The 16,362-nt window shown below is 53.9% G+C and carries 14 protein-coding genes; 4 read left to right on the forward strand and 10 right to left on the reverse strand.

Annotated elements, in window-relative coordinates; genetic code table 11:
• Nucleotides 1-187: 187 nt before the first annotated feature.
• Nucleotides 188-826, forward strand: a complete 639-nt coding sequence (locus V6575_RS17815) for a MarC family protein (RefSeq protein ID WP_340276241.1) — start codon at nt 188-190, stop codon at nt 824-826.
• An 18-nt stretch (nt 827-844) separates the two neighbouring features.
• Here V6575_RS17815 and V6575_RS17820 read toward each other — a convergent pair whose 3' ends face one another.
• A complete protein-coding gene (locus tag V6575_RS17820; RefSeq protein WP_422785600.1) occupies nt 845-1,216 on the reverse strand; it encodes a hypothetical protein in 372 nt (123 codons plus the stop codon).
• A gap of 191 nt (nt 1,217-1,407) precedes the next feature.
• Between V6575_RS17820 and V6575_RS17825 the strand changes: the two genes are divergently transcribed.
• The gene (locus V6575_RS17825) at nt 1,408-2,355 is read left to right on the forward strand and encodes a cation diffusion facilitator family transporter (protein ID WP_340276242.1); all 948 of its coding nucleotides are present in this window, start codon (nt 1,408-1,410) and stop codon (nt 2,353-2,355) included.
• 19 nt (nt 2,356-2,374) lie between these two features.
• Here V6575_RS17825 and V6575_RS17830 read toward each other — a convergent pair whose 3' ends face one another.
• A complete protein-coding gene (locus tag V6575_RS17830; RefSeq protein ID WP_340276243.1) occupies nt 2,375-2,749 on the reverse strand; it encodes a winged helix-turn-helix transcriptional regulator in 375 nt (124 codons plus the stop codon).
• 116 nt (nt 2,750-2,865) lie between these two features.
• Between V6575_RS17830 and V6575_RS17835 the strand changes: the two genes are divergently transcribed.
• Complete coding sequence (locus V6575_RS17835) at nt 2,866-3,885, forward strand: zinc-binding alcohol dehydrogenase family protein (RefSeq protein WP_340276244.1); 1,020 nt, start codon at nt 2,866-2,868, stop codon at nt 3,883-3,885.
• Between the two features lie 78 nt (nt 3,886-3,963).
• On the opposite strand, the gene V6575_RS17840 is transcribed toward V6575_RS17835, so the two are convergent.
• From V6575_RS17840 to guaA, 4 genes are all read right to left on the reverse strand, one after another.
• Complete coding sequence (locus tag V6575_RS17840) at nt 3,964-4,722, reverse strand: ABC transporter ATP-binding protein (RefSeq protein ID WP_340276245.1); 759 nt, start codon at nt 4,720-4,722, stop codon at nt 3,964-3,966.
• Entirely contained in the window at nt 4,716-5,789 is a 1,074-nt protein-coding gene (locus V6575_RS17845) for a FecCD family ABC transporter permease (RefSeq protein ID WP_340276246.1), read from the reverse strand. Before V6575_RS17845 ends, V6575_RS17840 begins: the two co-directional genes overlap by 7 nt.
• Entirely contained in the window at nt 5,776-6,921 is a 1,146-nt protein-coding gene (locus V6575_RS17850) for an ABC transporter substrate-binding protein (protein WP_340276247.1), read from the reverse strand. The genes V6575_RS17845 and V6575_RS17850 overlap by 14 nt, the downstream gene beginning before the upstream one ends.
• A 412-nt stretch (nt 6,922-7,333) precedes the next feature.
• Complete coding sequence (gene guaA / locus V6575_RS17855; protein WP_340276248.1) at nt 7,334-8,890, reverse strand: glutamine-hydrolyzing GMP synthase; 1,557 nt, start codon at nt 8,888-8,890, stop codon at nt 7,334-7,336.
• Nucleotides 8,891-9,210: 320 nt separating this feature from the next.
• Here guaA and V6575_RS17860 point away from each other — a divergent pair, with 320 nt between their 5' ends.
• Nucleotides 9,211-10,386: a tetratricopeptide repeat protein gene (locus V6575_RS17860; RefSeq protein WP_340276249.1), complete on the forward strand. Its 1,176-nt coding sequence runs from the start codon at nt 9,211-9,213 to the stop codon at nt 10,384-10,386.
• A gap of 42 nt (nt 10,387-10,428) precedes the next feature.
• On the opposite strand, the gene V6575_RS17865 is transcribed toward V6575_RS17860, so the two are convergent.
• The 4 genes from V6575_RS17865 to V6575_RS17880 form a co-directional block, all read right to left on the reverse strand.
• The gene (locus V6575_RS17865; protein ID WP_340276250.1) at nt 10,429-11,724 is read right to left on the reverse strand and encodes an RsmB/NOP family class I SAM-dependent RNA methyltransferase; all 1,296 of its coding nucleotides are present in this window, start codon (nt 11,722-11,724) and stop codon (nt 10,429-10,431) included.
• A gap of 60 nt (nt 11,725-11,784) precedes the next feature.
• Entirely contained in the window at nt 11,785-13,287 is a 1,503-nt protein-coding gene (gene guaB / locus V6575_RS17870; protein ID WP_340276251.1) for an IMP dehydrogenase, read from the reverse strand.
• A 199-nt stretch (nt 13,288-13,486) separates the two neighbouring features.
• The gene (locus tag V6575_RS17875) at nt 13,487-14,209 is read right to left on the reverse strand and encodes an RlmE family RNA methyltransferase (RefSeq protein ID WP_340276252.1); all 723 of its coding nucleotides are present in this window, start codon (nt 14,207-14,209) and stop codon (nt 13,487-13,489) included.
• Nucleotides 14,206-16,149 carry a Ppx/GppA phosphatase family protein gene (locus V6575_RS17880; RefSeq protein ID WP_422785601.1) on the reverse strand — a complete coding sequence of 648 codons (1,944 nt, stop codon included), beginning with the start codon at nt 16,147-16,149 and terminating at the stop codon, nt 14,206-14,208. The genes V6575_RS17875 and V6575_RS17880 overlap by 4 nt, the downstream gene beginning before the upstream one ends.
• Nucleotides 16,150-16,362 lie beyond the last annotated feature (213 nt).

A 16,362-nucleotide genomic window follows, 5' to 3' on the forward strand; every position in this document is an offset into this window, starting at 1 on the left:
ATCCGATTCACGAGTTTGAACCAAATGTGACACTTTCCTCGACGCAACATACTTCCCTGCTATTTCAATGACTTGCGAGCGTCATACACAGGCCTGAAAATAGATTTTCAAACCACCCATGATCTGAAGGCAATTCAGTGACTATGATGACATTCAAACGCCAGCTCTAGGGACCGCGATCAAGCCAATGTCCGACTTTATCATCAATGCCTTTGCAACCCTTTTTGTTACCATAGATCCGGTTGGATTGGCCCCGATGTTCCTGGCTGTGACGGCAGGATTGTCAGCAACTGAAAGACGCCGCGTAGCGATCCGGGCCACCGTGACAGCCGCCGGAATTCTGATGCTGTTCTACTTCGCCGGGCAAACCGTTTTGAATGTGCTCGGCATCTCGGTCTCCGCGTTTCGGGTCGCAGGCGGAATATTGCTGTTCATCATCGCGATCGAAATGGTGTTCGGAAAACGTGCCGAGCGCAAGTCTGAAACGGCCGAAAAAGCCATCGGAGAGCACACAGCTGCCGACCTTCATGAAGTGGCGATTTTCCCTCTAGCAATCCCGCTGATAGCCGGGCCTGCAGCTATATCGGCAATCATCCTCCTGTCGGGTCAAGCACCCGATACACTCGCTTATGCAGGCCTTGGAGCGGTCATTGTCATCATTCTTGCCAGCTGCATGTTGACATTCTTTCTCGCGGACAAGATCGAACGACTGATGGGTGATACGGCACAGCTCGTGATCACACGGCTACTCGGGGTCCTTTTGGCAGCTCTGTCCGTGCAGTTCATCGCTGACGGCATCCTCGTGCTCGTGCGCACCTCAAGCTGAGGACACGGGCATTGGGTTTCAAGGTACCAGTTTGACCTCATAGACCTGCGCAGCCACGCCGTGGACGGTGTCGCGAGCCCGTACACTCACCGTATCCAAGCCCTCTGGAATGGCAACACCGCTCAAGGAGCGGGTGAACGGCTGCTCGTTGACATGCGGATGGGCCAAGACCCGCTCGCCGAGCACTTCGCCATTTGGAGCAATCACCTGCCATAGATCTGCATAATGATCCCAGCCTTCATCTGCGTGCTTTAAGGTCACATCGAAGCGCCAGCCATTGGATTCATGCTCGGCGACCACATTCACGATCTCCACGTCGCCAGCGCGAACACCCATTGACCACACAAGGCCACACCAAAGCGTCACAACTGTCAGAATATGTTTGTGCATTCGTCTCCACCTTCCCGCCGGAACGGTTTGTTCTTGATGGATTGTACGTTTGCGCATGGCAGCCCTTGTATAAAGTCACAAGCTCGTCATAGCTTCTGGCCAGAGACTAAGACAAGCTAAGCTGAGCTGAGCATCTGGCGCAAACACAAGCCTGAACGCAGGCTCAAACACCGATAAAGGGAAAACCACCCATGGCTGGACACGGATCTAAGAAAGTCATTTACGCAGCTTTGGCAGGCAATGCCCTGATCTCCGTCACGAAATTTGCCGCAGCCCTCTTTACCGGATCGTCTGCGATGATGTCTGAAGGTATCCACTCTCTGGTGGACACAGGCAACCAGGGTCTTTTGCTTTACGGTATGAAAAAAGCCAAAAAGCCAGCCGATCAGCAACATCCATTTGGTTACGGTGCAGAGCTTTATTTCTGGTCTTTTGTGGTCGCCATCCTGATCTTCGCGGTGGGCGCAGGTGTCTCCATCTATGAAGGCATACACAAGGTCCTTGATCCGCATCCAGTTACCGATCCACACATCGCCTATATCGTTCTGGGTCTCGCCATGATCTTTGAGGCCGGGGCCTGGTGGATTGCCTACAAGGCCTTCAATGAAGTGCGTGGTTCAAAGAGCCTGATGAGCGCCGTACGCGATAGCAAGGACCCGACCATATTTACTGTCTTGTTTGAAGACACAGCTGCCATGCTCGGCCTGGTGGTTGCTTTCCTCGGCCTGCTTGGCGCCCAATACTTGGAACTGCCTTGGCTTGACGGCGCTGCATCGATCACCATCGGCATAATCCTCGGAGCAACGGCGATCTTGCTCGCCTATGAAACCAAGGGCTTGCTGATTGGCGAAGGGGCAGATCCGGAAACACTCAAAACCATTCGCTCGATAGTGTCGGCGGCCCCCTCTGTTCAGTCACTGAACGAGATCAGAACCCTGCACAGGGGTCCTCAGGACATCCTTCTGGCGCTGTCCGTCGATTTTGAAGATGAGCTGAAAGTCGGAGCAGTGGAAGATGCCATTTATGCACTGGAAGTCGCGATCAAACGACAGTTTCCAGATGTAAAACGGCTTTTCATTGAAGTTCAGTCAACAGAGCATCACGAGGAAATGCTGAAAGCCGAATTGGAAAGCCACTGAGGCCTCATTTGCTGAGGCCTCACGCTTGTTCTGAAACCTGTTGGCCAATCTGTTCTGGCCACAGGTCCATGTGGGTGTCACCCCAAGCCTTCAGAGCCCGGATAACGGGTTCAAGGCTACGGCCCAGATCAGTTAGAGCGTATTCCACCTTTGGCGGCACGACAGGATAGACCGTTCGACTGATAAGACCATCGGCCTCAAGAGCACGCAGCTGGTTGGTCAGCATGCGTTGTGTGACGCTTGGAAGGCGGCGTTTGATCTCGCTGAAACGCATGGTGCCGTCGATCAGATGGTAGAGAATGACTCCCTTCCATTTCCCATCAATCAGGCTCAGAGTTGCTTCCACCGCGCAGCCTGGGCTGCATTCAAATGCCGCGTGTTTGGTCTTGGCCAATCCGGTATCCTTTTTTACACTGAGTTCCCTTTTCGACACTAAGGGTACTTTATGTGCGTTCTTGTAACATACAAGTGTATGCGCCACTTCTCCGCCTAGCAAACAAGGAGATTGCAATGCGCGCCATCGGATATCAAAAATCCCTGCCTATCAGTGAGATAAACTCTCTCTCAGACATTGACCAGCCACGTCCGCAAGCTGCCGGAACTGACCTTCTGGTGGAGATTCGGGCGGTCTCAGTCAATCCTGTCGACACGAAGGTACGAATGCGCGCTGAACCTGAAGATGGCGCCTATAAAGTATTGGGCTGGGATGCAACCGGTGTGGTTGTCGGTGTTGGAAAAGACACAAGTCGGTTCAAGGTCGGTGATGAGGTGTTCTATGCCGGTGACGTTACCCGCGCTGGGACAAATTCCGAATTTCACCTGATTGACGAACGCATCGTCGGGCACAAGCCAAAATCCCTGTCATGGGCGCAAGCAGCTGCCCTGCCTTTGACTGCAATCACTGCATGGGAAGCTCTTTTTGAACGGCTCAAAGTCTCAGACCCAACTCCAACAGCTGCTAATACGCTCCTGATCATTGGCGGAGCTGGCGGCGTTGGTTCCATCGCCATTCAGCTCGCACGCAAACTCACCAATCTGACCGTAATTGCGACGGCCTCCCGTCCTGAGACACGCCAATGGGCAACCGACCTTGGAGCACATTATGTCATCGATCACTCCAATCCGCTGGCCGGTGAAATCGAGGCCCTTGGCATCACAGCTCCCGACTTCGTCTTTTCCACGACCAACACGGGTGACCACTTAAGCGAAATCGCAAAATTGATCGCGCCCCAGGGACGCTTTTGCCTGATTGACGATCCTGCAGACTTGAACATCATGCCATTCAAACTGAAGAGTATCTCAACCCACTGGGAGATGATGTTCACGCGTTCCATGTTCCAGACGTCGGACATGGACGAACAGGGCAAGCTGCTCAACCAGGTCTCGAGACTGGTCGATGAGGGAACTCTGAAGACAACGCTTGGTGAGCATTTCGGCACAATCAACGCCGCTAATCTGAAAAAAGCTCATGCCCATCTGGAAACTGGCAAGGCAAGAGGCAAGGTGGTGCTAGAAGGTTTCGGCGATTGAGGAAACACCACTCATAAATAAAGGCGGGAGCACATGCTCCCGCCTTTTAGAATATCCCCATTGATCTGACAAAACCTCTCAAGGCTGATCGGCGACATCATCGACGATAACCTGGGGTATTCCCTTTGAACAATGTTCGATGCGCGCATCGATGCTATAGACCTCACGCAGCAAATTGGGCGTTATCACATCCGACGTTGGCCCACTGGCTCTCAATCTCCCGCCAGATAAAACCATCACGCTTTCGGCAAACCTCATCGCATGATTGATGTCATGCAACGCGATCAGAATGAGCATTTTTTTTTCAACCGCCAGAGCGCGCACGATCCGTAACAACTCGATCTGGCGGTTTAAATCCAATGCAGAGGTTGGCTCATCCATTAAGAGAATATCCGGATTGCGCACCAGCGCCTGCGCCGCACTGACCAGCTGCCGCTGACCTCCGCTCAGATCGCCAATGTTGTGATGGGAAATGCTTTCAAGTTTCAGCAGGTCAACCACTTCGTCGACCTTGGCAAGGTCATCACCTTTGACCTTAAGCGCACGGCCTTGCATCCGGGCCAGTATGATCGATTCATAAACGCTTAGAACCGGATTGGCCCCAGTGTCCTGAGGCATGTAACAGACCGCTTGAGGGGATGAAGCCCCCGTGACCAGCACCTCACCTGCCCCTTTCATCACCCCTGCAATTCGACGAAACAAGGTCGATTTCCCCGCCGCATTGGGCCCGATCAGTGCCACCACCTGACCACCCTTGAAAATGGGCGTGGAGATGTCGGTCAAAATCGGTGTTCGACCATAGCCAGCACACACGGCATTCAGTTGCAAACTTACCATGACGGCCTGGACGTCCTCAGAATCAGGGACAGGAAGAACGGAATCCCGACCAGAGACGTCACAATCCCGATGGGAAACACGGTTCCGGGGATCAGAACTTTGGAAACGATGGAACTCAGCGATAGGATCAAGGCGCCGCACAGCGCAGAGGCAGGCAGAAAGAACCTTTGATCTTCTCCGACCAGAATGCGCGCGATATGCGGCCCGACCAGTCCGATGAAGCCAATCGTTCCCACAAAAGCCACCGGGATTGCCGACAGCAGGCTGACCAGAACCAGAGTTTCCAAACGCAGTCGCTTGGCATTGACCCCGAAACTTTCCGCTTTGGTGTCCCCGAGCCTCATGGCCGTCAGCGCCCATCCGCGCCGAATGAAAAACGGGATAACGGCAACGAAGACAGCCAGTGTGATCCAGACCTTCGGCCAGGTCGCCTTGGTCAGGCTTCCCATGGTCCAGAACACGACCGCTGACAAAGCCTGCTGACTGGCAAAAAACTGTATCAAAGCCAGAAGCGCATTGAAGCTGAACACCAACGCAATGCCGAGCAGGACGATGGTTTCAACCGTTACACCGCGCTTGAGCGTCAACAAATGGATCAACAACGCTGTCAGCATTGCCATGACAAATGCATTCAGCGGCACCACATATTGAATGGAGCCCGGAATAATCGCGATGCCAAAGGCCAGCGCCAGAGCTGCGCCAAAACTTGCGCCAGCTGAAATCCCCAAGGTGAAGGGACTGGCGAGCGGATTGTTTAAAATGGTCTGCATCTGGGCTCCAGCGACAGACAAGGACGCCCCGACGATCACCGCCATCAGGGCGATGGGCATACGGATATCCCACAGGACCACGCGTTCTTGCAAACTCGCAGATCCCGGCATGAATATCGCGGTCACGACCTGCTGCAAACTATAGCGCGCAGGGCCAAGTGCCAGATCAAAACACAGGCTCAACAGTAATCCCATGAGGAGCGTCGCCAAAATAGCCTGTCGCCGAAAGACAGCGGCGCGGTAAAAACCGCGCCCCTGCCCTTCACTCAAATCATTTTGAATTTCAGTCGTTGTCATTCAGCGAGACCCAATAGCCGGGCTCATAGCTGACCGGAAGATAATTCTCATGCAGTTCTTTCATGGTCGCTTCCGGGTCAAGTGTTTCAAACAGATCCGGATGCAGCCATTTTGCGATCTTCTGGATCGCAACAAATTGATACGGGCTGTTGTAGAACTGATGCCAAATGGCGTGAAAATTTCCTGCCTCGACAGCATCGATTCCCGTCATTGCAGGACGCTTGGTCAAATTCATCAACTTGCGACGGGCTTCCGTCATATCAGCACCGGGACCAACACCGACCCAACCGCCACCGGGGACATAAGCATCCCAGTTGCCGCCGGTCACAATCACCTGATCCGGATTGGCGGCGATGATCTGCTCGGGGTTCAAAGTGCCAAAGGTATTCGGGATGATCCCGCTAGCGATATTTGTACCACCGGCAAGTTCAATATAACGGCCAAAGTTGCCGTCTCCAAAACTCATGCAGCATTCTTCAGAATAGCCACCTGCCCGGTCAATCAAGACCTTGGGACGATCAGGGTTCGCCGCTTCGATCACATCTGTTACCCGAGCCATCTGGATGTTGCGAAAATCAATAAAGCCCTTGGCTTCAGCTTCCTTGCCGAACAGTTTTCCCATCAGGCGCATACTGTCTTCGGTATGCTCAAGTGGCTTTTCACGGAAATCCACATAGACCAACGGAATACCAACAGCCGCCAGCTTTTCGTCATAGCCTGCATCTTCCGTCGCAGGCTTGGCTTCCAAGTTCATAATGATCACATCCGGGTTCAGGGCAACGGCCTGTTCCACGTCGAATGTGCCATCCTTGAACCCACCGAAGGTGGGAATGTCCAACAGCTTAGGGAATTTTTCCTTGTAGCGAGCATAACTGTCAGGATCTGCCTGCGAGAAATCCTTGCGCCATCCGACGACCCGCTTGAATGGATCATTCCGATCCAGAGCGCCCACCAGATAGATCTGACGGCCTTCCCCCAGAATAACACGGTCAACAGGCACGTTCAGCGTGACATCACGCCCGGCAATGTCCGTAACTGTAATTTCTTTAGCCGATGCGAAGCTCGTAATCGTCGCTAGTGAAACGCCAAATGCGAGGCCTAGGATACGTGTCAGCAAGGTAGTTCCCTTCATGATTTGACACACACAAATGGCTACAAGCGTTCGTCATCATGTTTCCAGGACGCGGACTACATTGCACACCAGATGTCTCAATGATCTACAAATTCACTGCAAGGGACAGCCCGAAAGCCTGAGCCAATGCAGCTGCAATATCGCGTATCAAACATGAATATAATAATCAAGTTATAGAATATGAATAGTTATCGCTTGCTCGTGAACTCTAACAACCCTGAATATTGAACGCATTTAATATGCACCAAAGAAGTAAGGAAATTATAGATCCGCTCGTCGAAGGGAGCGGGCTTCAAATATGGAACTCCATAAAAAAAGCCAGCGCAACAAAGACGCTGGCTCTTATTCATTCATGAAGGACGGAGAAGAGAGACAGGCCTTTAGGTTTGTCGGTCTCTCTATTTCACCATCGTTATTCCCACTCGATCGTGCCGGGTGGCTTTGAGGTAATGTCGTAGGTGCAGCGATTAATGCCTTTGACTTCATTGATGATACGCGTTGCGGTCTCACCGAGAAATTCATGGCTGAACGGATAGAAGTCAGCCGTCATGCCATCAACACTGGTCACCGCCCGCAAAGCGCAGGCATAGTCATAGGTGCGATAATCGCCCATGACGCCAACGGTCCGAACGGGGAGGATCGCGACGAACGCCTGCCAGATTTCATCATAGAGACCGTGCTTGCGGATCTGATCGATGTAGATTGCGTCAGCCTGACGCAGGATCTCCAGTTTTTCACGGGTGATTTCGCCCGGGCAACGAATAGCCAAACCAGGTCCCGGGAACGGATGGCGTCCGATGAAGTCCTTCGGCAGGCCCAGTTCACGGCCAAGCGCACGGACTTCGTCCTTGAACAATTCTCGCAAGGGCTCGACGAGCTTCAGTCCCATTTTTTCCGGCAAACCGCCGACATTATGATGGGACTTGATGGTCACCGATGGACCGCCAGAAAAACTAACGCTTTCAATGACGTCCGGATAGAGTGTGCCCTGCGCTAGGAATTCCGCGCCCTCGATTTCATTGGCATATTTCTGGAACACGTCAATGAACAGTTTGCCGATGATCTTGCGCTTGGTTTCCGGATCCGATTGACCATCCAGAGCACCCAGAAACAGTTCCTGTTCATCGGCGTGAATCAGGCGAATATTGTAATTGTCGCGGAACATGGCGACGACTTCATCAGCCTCACCCAAACGCAGCAGACCATGATCAACAAAAACGCAAGTCAGTTGGTCGCCAATGGCTTCATGGATCAAGACAGCAGCAACTGAACTGTCAACACCGCCAGACAGACCACAGATAACCTTTTTGTCGCCAACCTGTTCTCGGATCTTGGCAATGGCATCTTCGCGGTAAGCGCCCATAGTCCAATCGCCAGTAAAGCCAGCCAGAGTGATGAAGTTCTCATAGAGCTTGGCGCCATTGGGCGTGTGATGCACTTCCGGATGGAACTGCACCGCATAAAAATTCCGCGATACATCAGCGGTGATGGCAAACGGTGCATTTGGTGAGGTGCCAAAAACCTCAAAATCAGGCGCTATCTCGCTGACGTGGTCGCCATGAGACATCCAGACTTGCTCGCGCTCACCTTCGAACCAGCCATCCAGAAGGCCTAGCGTTACATCTTTCGGCGTCACGTAAGCACGGCCAAACTCAGCGGTCTTGTGACCACGTTCCACCTTACCGCCGAGGCAATGCATCATGACTTGCTGGCCATAGCAGATGCCCAACACCGGGACACCCAGTGTGAAGACAGTTGGTGGCGGCATCGGAGCGCCATCGTCAAAGACCGAACACGGCCCCCCTGAAAGGATCACGGCCTTGGGCGCAAACTCTGCCAAAAAGCCATCTGTGACATTCTGATAGGGATGAATTTCGCAATAGACGTTGAGCTCCCGCAAACGCCGCGCAATGAGCTGCGTCACTTGAGAACCAAAATCGACGATGAGGAGACGGTCATGCTTTATCATGAGAGGTTTCTAACGTCATCAGAGCCTGATTTGAAGCGGAAAATCACGCCAATTGCCTGCCTTTCCACGCCCTAAGATCTCATTTGGGTAAACCAGAGTTTCAAAGTGTCCAAGAAGTTTGCACAAGCTTCTGTGCCTAAGCTCGGCCTTTGGCGATGTTCGAGACTGTTTTGCCCCAAAGGCTCGCTACAATGACCCTATGATGATTCGATTGTGACGTTTGAAATCGGCTAATTTCCGGGAAAAATCGACCAATTTTTCGTCAAGCAGGAAACACCCAGAACCTGATGTACTCAGGGACCCGATATGTGGATTGCCAAATGACAACGTCGGCTAGAGACGCTTTTGATTATGCGCTGGACTGCGAACGCCGAGGCGATCCCAAATCAGCTCTTGCAGCCTACCTTGAGGCTTTGGAGCTTGATCCCGAAGACATGGAAATCATTTATCGCACGGCAACGGCTTTGTTGCGGGCCGGGTTTCTGGAAGAAGCAGCCTCCCAGTTGCGACGGGTCGTTTTTGTTGAGCCGACACATATTCCGGCGCGAGCAAATCTGGGAAATTGTCAATTGCTGATGGGCGACATGAGCAACGCCGAAGACAATTTCAACAGCGTTTTGGAAGCCTCTCCTGATAACCACAATGCGCTGTATGGCCTTGCAACGGTATGCCTTAAACAAGACAAGCGGCAGCAGGCACTTGTAACTGCCGAACGCTTGATGACGCTGTTGCCTGAGAATGCACCTGCCCTTACGCTCTATGCACAAGCAGCTAGTGACGACCCACAGGCTTCCCGAGCTGCTGCGGCCTACCGCAAGGCGCTGACCATAGATCCAACCTATATACCGGCGCTTCTCGGGCTGGCCAAACTCTCAATTCGGCGCAAGCGCTATGATGAAGCGCTGATGTTTGCGGAAAAAGCCTGCCATCTATCTCCTTCTGAATCTGAACCGAACCGGGTTTTGGCAGAAGCCCATGAGGCAGCAGGCAACCTGCAGCAGGCAAGGGCCGGTTATACCAAGGCATTGACCTATTCTGGCGATGAAAAGGCCAGTTTGCTCGTGTCCCTAAGCACAATTAGCCGGAAATTGGGCGAATATCCCAAAGCTCTGTTACATGCGTTTGATGCCTGGCAGAGAGCCCCAGGACGCAAGGATGCGGGAAATGCGCTTGGAGCAGCCTTGAAAAACCTCGGTCGATCAACAGATGCCAGAGCCATTTTAACTTCCATGGCCCAAGGCAAGTCTCTGGACAGTGCTTTGGAGCGCAGGCTGTTTGATCTGGCGCGGGATTTGTTGGATCAGACCGTTTCGCTCGCCGATGAAAAATCGCTGGCCGCACAAGCCGAAAATGAAGCGGCCGCATTCGAAATAACAGCCGAAATCGCACTTACTGGAGAAGTGACCACTGCGGAAGATGTCGCTTCGGCAAGTGCCATTCCAGCGGGCCAACTTGATGAAGCCCCGCTGGAGAATAGGGGTGAGAAAACCACCTGAGTGACGACCGGCTCACCGAACAACCTATAAGCCGGAAGCGTATTAGTCTGTCTTTCGGCCGAGCAATGCAAAGAAGAAACCATCCGTTTCGGTGGTTGCTGGCGTCAAGGTGACCCCACCTTCTTCCGTGACATAGGCAGGCAGCCTGTCTTCGCCGAACACGTGTTTCCAAATTGCAATGGCATCAACGGCTTCAAAGTCTGAGTTTTCAGCCAGAAAACGCTTTACCTGATCGCCATTTTCCTGTGGCAGAATCGAACACGTCACATATGCGATACGTCCGCCTAGTTTCACGAACTCTTTCGCAGTGTCCAGAACTTTACGCTGCTCTTCAAGACGGTCAGCCAGTGCTTTTTCCGAAAGCTTCCACTTGGAATCTGGACGGCGACGCCAAACGCCTGTTCCCGTACAAGGTGCGTCGATGAACACAAGGTCCATTGCTTCCTTGAGTGGATCAAGGTTTGAACTGGCAGGGTCGCGAACCTGTACATTCCGAACACTGGAGCGCTGAAGCCGCTCATGAATTGGAGCCAATCGCAAACGATCCGAATCATAGGCGTAAATCTGACCCTTATTGTCCATGGTAGCAGCCAGAGCCAACGTCTTGCCACCACCGCCAGCACAAAGATCCAAGACCTGTTCGCCTGGTTTGGCGCAGGCGAGAGCTGCAGCGATCTGACTGGCTTCATCTTGAAGCTCAAACCAACCTTTGCGATAGCCTTCCTCAGCCTGAACATGAGGCATGCGGGAAGCGCCCGGTTTTGCCTTTATACGCAGTGCCGTCGGCGTGATGCTTGTGGCTTCCGCATTCACATGCGCCAACCGCTTCAAGAGCTTTTCACGGTCAGATTTCAATGAGTTTGTGCGCAGGTCAATCGGTGCACGCGTGGCAAGAGCCTTGCCCTCATTTACAGCATTGTCGCCAAAAGCGGCCTCGAAATACGGCCAAAGCCATGCGGGAACATCGGCAGCAACTTCTGGCTCTAGATCGTCAACAGACTCATTTGCAAGCGCAGATTCTTCTGCTTCATTCAGGGCTTCAGGAGAGTGGGGATCCTCACCCAGAACTTCCTTCAACCGGTCGATGCCATTGCCCCAAGCAAAAACATAAGTTCCGAGGATTTGCATCCGTGGTTCGGATGAACCGGTTCGGGCTGTCAGGCTCGACTTGTGCCGAAGTGCATCGAATACCAGATTGCCGATAACCGTTCTGTCGCCGGACCCGGCAAACCGATGGGATGTTCCCCAGTCGCGCAGCGCAGGCTGCACTGGGCGATGGCGCGTTTCAACCTCGGTCAGAACCTCGATTGCTGCAGATAGGCGGCCGCCATCTTTCATGGACTAAACTCCAAAGCTCCGGCCTTCAACCTTGGGAGGCCGGGCCGTTGTTATAATTAATTATAGACCGGACGGGTAATTCGGGCTTTCCCGAGTAATCGTCACATCATGTGCATGACTTTCACGAAGGCCTGCGCCGGAAATCCGGACGAAACGTGCCTTTTCCTGAAAGTCGGGTATCGTCTTGCCACCGACATATCCCATGGCAGCTCGCAAACCGCCAGCAAGCTGATGCAGTACGCTGGACAAGGATCCTTTGTAGGCAACCTGTCCTTCAATACCTTCTGGCACCAGCTTCAGACTATCACGAACTTCCGCCTGGAAGTATCTATCGGCAGAACCGCGCGCCATGGCTCCGACGGACCCCATACCACGATAAGATTTATAAGAGCGCCCTTGATGCAGATAAACTTCACCAGGGCTTTCTTCTGTTCCGGCCAGAAGGGACCCCACCATTACGGAGGATGCACCTGCAGCCATGGCCTTTGCCAGATCGCCGGAATATTTGATCCCGCCATCGGCCATGACCGGCACATCGAGTTTATTAGCCGCATCAACGGCCTCCATGATGGCCGTTAACTGAGGCACACCAACGCCAGCCACAATCCGTGTCGTGCAAATGGAGCCTGGTCCGATACCGACTTTTACACCGTCAGCACCAGAATCAATCAGCGCCCTGGTGGCTTCACCAGTTGCAACGTTACCGGCCAGAACCTGAACCGAATTGGACAGGTTCTTGACCTTGGTCACCATCTCCAGAACACGCGCCGAATGACCATGTGCTGTATCGACAACAACCATGTCAACACCAGCATCAATCAGACGCTCGGCTCGCGCCATGCCTTCATCCCCAACGCTTGTTGCCGCGGCAACCAGCAAACGTCCCTGAGAATCTTTGGACGCATTTGGGTTAAGTTTGGCTTTTTCCATGTCCTTGACAGTGATCAAGCCAATACAGTTTAAATTGTCGTCCGTGACGAGCAATTTTTCGATCCGGTGTTGATGCAGAAGTCTCTTGGCTTCTTCCTGGCTCACGCCATCATTCACCGTGATCAGATTTTCCCGCGTCATCAGCTCGTAAACGCGCTGATTGGGGTCAGATGCAAACCGAACATCGCGGTTGGTCAAAATACCAACAAGCCGCCCTGTGACCTGACCACCGACACCACCATTATCAACAACAGGAACGCCGGAAATTCCATAGCGCTCCATCAGGTCGAGAGCATCTTTCAACGTCGCATCCGGTCCAATCACCAGGGGATTGACAACCATGCCGGATTCGAACTTCTTCACCATCCGAACTTCTTCGGCCTGCCGGTCAAGAGACAGGTTGCGGTGAATGACGCCAATGCCACCAGCCTGGGCCATGGCAATCGCAAGACGTCCCTCAGTCACCGTATCCATAGCGGATGAAATTATCGGCAGGTTTAGCTCTAGCTCCCGTGTTAGCCGGGATTTCAGCACAGTCTCGCCTGGCATAACCTCGGAATGGCCGGGGATCAGCAGAACATCGTCAAATGTGAGCGCTTCAGCGCCTGTTGACGGAACAAAAAATGAGGCCATCGCCAATTCCCCTTTATAAAATGCATGAGAGGGACGCAAGATCTTGGGGTTCTTGCATCCGTCGATTCGCTTCGGCAATGCCGGAGAAGTTGGCGCGGGTCAATACCACGCAGATCACAGGAAGAAAACCCTGAAGAATGAGAATTCCGCTCTTCAACCCATTCAAACCCGTATAAATTTCAATATGACGATCTAAGGGTCAAACCTGATCGTTTTTGGCCCGATCTTCGGCGTTGCCTCTGAAGCCCTTCGCTATCACATAGAGCTCAGGACTTTCTTTCCGGCTCGCAGGTGGCTTCACATGGGCGACCGACTTGAAGTCACGCTTGAGATCGTTCAACAAGGCATGCTCGGTACCGCCGCGAAAAACCTTGGCCAGGAATGTTCCACCAGGAACCAGGTTCCGCTGGGCAAATTCAATTGCCACTTCGAACAAATGCGTTGTCCGCAAATGATCTGTCTGGCGGTGACCCGTCGTTGGTGATGCCATATCGGACAGAACCACATCCGGACGATGGCCGCCGAGTGCCTCAAGCAACGCCTCTGGAGCATCATCATCAAGAAAATCCTTTTGAAGGAACAGCGCACCGCGCACATGATCCATCTCAAGGTAATCAATCCCAACGACCTTCGGCGCATCGAGCGATGACTGCACGCGGGCAGCAGCAACCTGACACCAACCACCAGGGGCCGCTCCCAGATCCACCACCCGGTAGCCGGGCTTCAGGATCTTGTGCTTGTCGTCAATCTCGATCAGCTTGAAGGCCGCACGAGAGCGATATCCGTCGGCCTGGGCACGGCGCACATAGGGGTCGTTTAATTGCCTGTGCAACCAGCGGGTCGAGGATTCGCGGCGCCCTGCTGCGGTTTTCACCCGCACCTTAAAACCCCGGTCCCCGGTGCCCTTGCTCCTGCGCGTCATGTTCTGCCTCTTTGGCGTCCGCCTCGGCGATCGCTTGTCTTTTTAGACCACACACCATCGGCGGCCATGAGTTCTGTCAGAATGCCTTCACGAAGACCCCGGTCCGCGACCCGAAGGCGCGAACACGTCCAGCGCCGGCGGATGGCTTCCAAAATAGCACAGCCCGCCAGAACGAGATCAGCACGATCCGCGCCGATGCAAGGGTTCTCAACCCGTTCTTCGTAGGACATTTCGCGCAGCCGATCAATCATTGCGCCAACTTGATGGTCTTCCAACCAGACGCCATCGACCCTGCGTCGATCATATCGTCTCAATCCGAGATGAATTCCGGCAAGCGTTGTCACTGTTCCCGATGTGCCCAGCATGTGCACCGAGCCGCTTGCAATTGCCTCGGTCAATTCATCACCGAGATTAAACCCTGCAAGATGTCCGGCCACATCTGCCACCATTGCCTCGAATACATCAAACGTAACATTCACACCGCCGTGACGCTCGGCCAGATTGACAACCCCTACCGGCAGTGAATCCCAGGAGCGAATGAAACGGGTCAACGCAAAACCGCGCGCACCGCTCCGGTTACGCAGATCCAGCCAGACGATTTCCGATGACCCTCCCCCAATGTCAAACAGGATCACGCCATCTGCATGCTGATCGACCAAAGTCACGCAACCGGCCACCGCCAGTCGTGCTTCTGTTTCACGGTCAACAACCTCGAGTGCCAGTCCCGTCTCTTTCTGAACCCGTGAGATGAATTCAGCGCCATTTTCCGCCGCACGGCAAGCTTCCGTTGCGATCAATCTGGAGCGCTGAACACCGCGCTCGGCCAGTTTGCGGTGGCAATTGGCCAGAGCATCAATGGACCGCTCCATGGCATTTTCGCTAAGACGGCGGCTCGCACCAACCCCCTCACCCAGACGCACTATTCTGGAATAAGCATCCACCACCCGGAAGCCACGTTCTTCCGGCTTGGCAATCAGCAAGCGGCAATTGTTGGTGCCAAGATCAAGCGCAGCATAGAGCGTTTGGTTCAGGTCGTCCTCTTCGTAGTGCCTGCGCAGATACCGCGAAGGGCGATGGTCTCCAGTCCGGCTATGACGACCTTGTGGCCCAGTGCCGGTTCCAGCCCCAGGTCTGTTGGCAGGTCTAACATGCTTGGGCTGATCAGGCAGAAAGGCTGCGGCGCTCACATCGGGCTGAGGTCCGAGCCCCGGAATTTGACCAGCAGCACGACCGGCAACCTGGCCTGAATTTACATTTCGCACATGTCCGTCATGGGACGCTGGATGCCCTCCCGCAGCCCGCTGATCGCCAGGGGTTTCAGCAGAACCGGCCGGCAAACCAACCTCAGCACGGGTGAACACGGAGCGTTTGCCGCCGCGTCGACGTTTGCGGCGCTTATGCGGATTTTCCGGTCCACGTGTCTTGGCAATCTGTTCTGAGCCAGCCCCAGCCTTCGGAGCCTTGCCGGAAAAAGAACGCTCATCGGAGGAGCCCTCACCAGCACCAGACGACTTCCTACGGGATGCAGGATTATCGGAAGACACAGTGCTTGTAGCGCCGGCAGAGCCATACCCTGCAGCGCTTTTATGCCCGCTTCCAGTTTGCTCCTGCCGGCTTAAGGAATTGGCAGCGCCCGCTCCGCCAGACACAGCATTTTGACCGCCGCTCCTGCGTCGCCGCTTGCGTCCCTTGGAGACGGAATTGGGGCGTCCCTCTGTCGTTCCGGAGTGTGCCTCGCCAGATCCATGACCATCTGATTCTCCACGGTTTTGTGGAGGGACTGATGGCGTTGCTTGCCCAATTTGGGCAGTCGTGGCACCCGCGCCGCGCTTTTTGCGCCGGCGTCTGGATGCAGCCCGTTTTCCGCGGACTGCAGGTTCTCCGGACGTTTCAGGGGACCCTCGCCCGGCATCGGGCGGTTCCTGACCTGAATTTGTCACGTCTTAAGCCTTTTCAAGGCGCCCCTTCAGCTGATTAAGCTTTTTGAAGTTCGCACCGTTTCATCGTTGACCAAACTGTAACAGGTCGTGAGGGGCGCGCATAGCGGCTCAGTGCATTTGTGACAGACCTATTTTTGCAACAGATTTTATATCCTGAGTTACCTTAAGTCCGGGCAGGATCCGGCTTGCGTTTCAGTGGATTAAAACAGCTTT

Source organism: Roseibium algae (assembly GCF_037783265.1).
In the GTDB taxonomy this organism is placed as follows: domain Bacteria; phylum Pseudomonadota; class Alphaproteobacteria; order Rhizobiales; family Stappiaceae; genus Roseibium; species Roseibium algae.

What these genes read in the sequence shown, in the direction of transcription:
- guaA (WP_340276248.1), bottom strand. Translation starts at nt 8,890, where the DNA reads ATGATAAAGCATGACCGTCTCCTCATCGTCGATTTTGGTTCTCAAGTG.
- V6575_RS17815 (WP_340276241.1), top strand. Translation starts at nt 188, where the DNA reads ATGTCCGACTTTATCATCAATGCCTTTGCAACCCTTTTTGTTACCATA.
- guaB (WP_340276251.1), bottom strand. Translation starts at nt 13,287, where the DNA reads ATGGCCTCATTTTTTGTTCCGTCAACAGGCGCTGAAGCGCTCACATTT.
- V6575_RS17835 (WP_340276244.1), top strand. Translation starts at nt 2,866, where the DNA reads ATGCGCGCCATCGGATATCAAAAATCCCTGCCTATCAGTGAGATAAAC.
- V6575_RS17860 (WP_340276249.1), top strand. Translation starts at nt 9,211, where the DNA reads ATGACAACGTCGGCTAGAGACGCTTTTGATTATGCGCTGGACTGCGAA.
- V6575_RS17840 (WP_340276245.1), bottom strand. Translation starts at nt 4,722, where the DNA reads ATGGTAAGTTTGCAACTGAATGCCGTGTGTGCTGGCTATGGTCGAACA.
- V6575_RS17845 (WP_340276246.1), bottom strand. Translation starts at nt 5,789, where the DNA reads ATGACAACGACTGAAATTCAAAATGATTTGAGTGAAGGGCAGGGGCGC.
- V6575_RS17875 (WP_340276252.1), bottom strand. Translation starts at nt 14,209, where the DNA reads ATGACGCGCAGGAGCAAGGGCACCGGGGACCGGGGTTTTAAGGTGCGG.
- V6575_RS17825 (WP_340276242.1), top strand. Translation starts at nt 1,408, where the DNA reads ATGGCTGGACACGGATCTAAGAAAGTCATTTACGCAGCTTTGGCAGGC.
- V6575_RS17850 (WP_340276247.1), bottom strand. Translation starts at nt 6,921, where the DNA reads ATGAAGGGAACTACCTTGCTGACACGTATCCTAGGCCTCGCATTTGGC.
- V6575_RS17820 (WP_422785600.1), bottom strand. Translation starts at nt 1,216, where the DNA reads ATGCACAAACATATTCTGACAGTTGTGACGCTTTGGTGTGGCCTTGTG.
- V6575_RS17865 (WP_340276250.1), bottom strand. Translation starts at nt 11,724, where the DNA reads ATGAAAGATGGCGGCCGCCTATCTGCAGCAATCGAGGTTCTGACCGAG.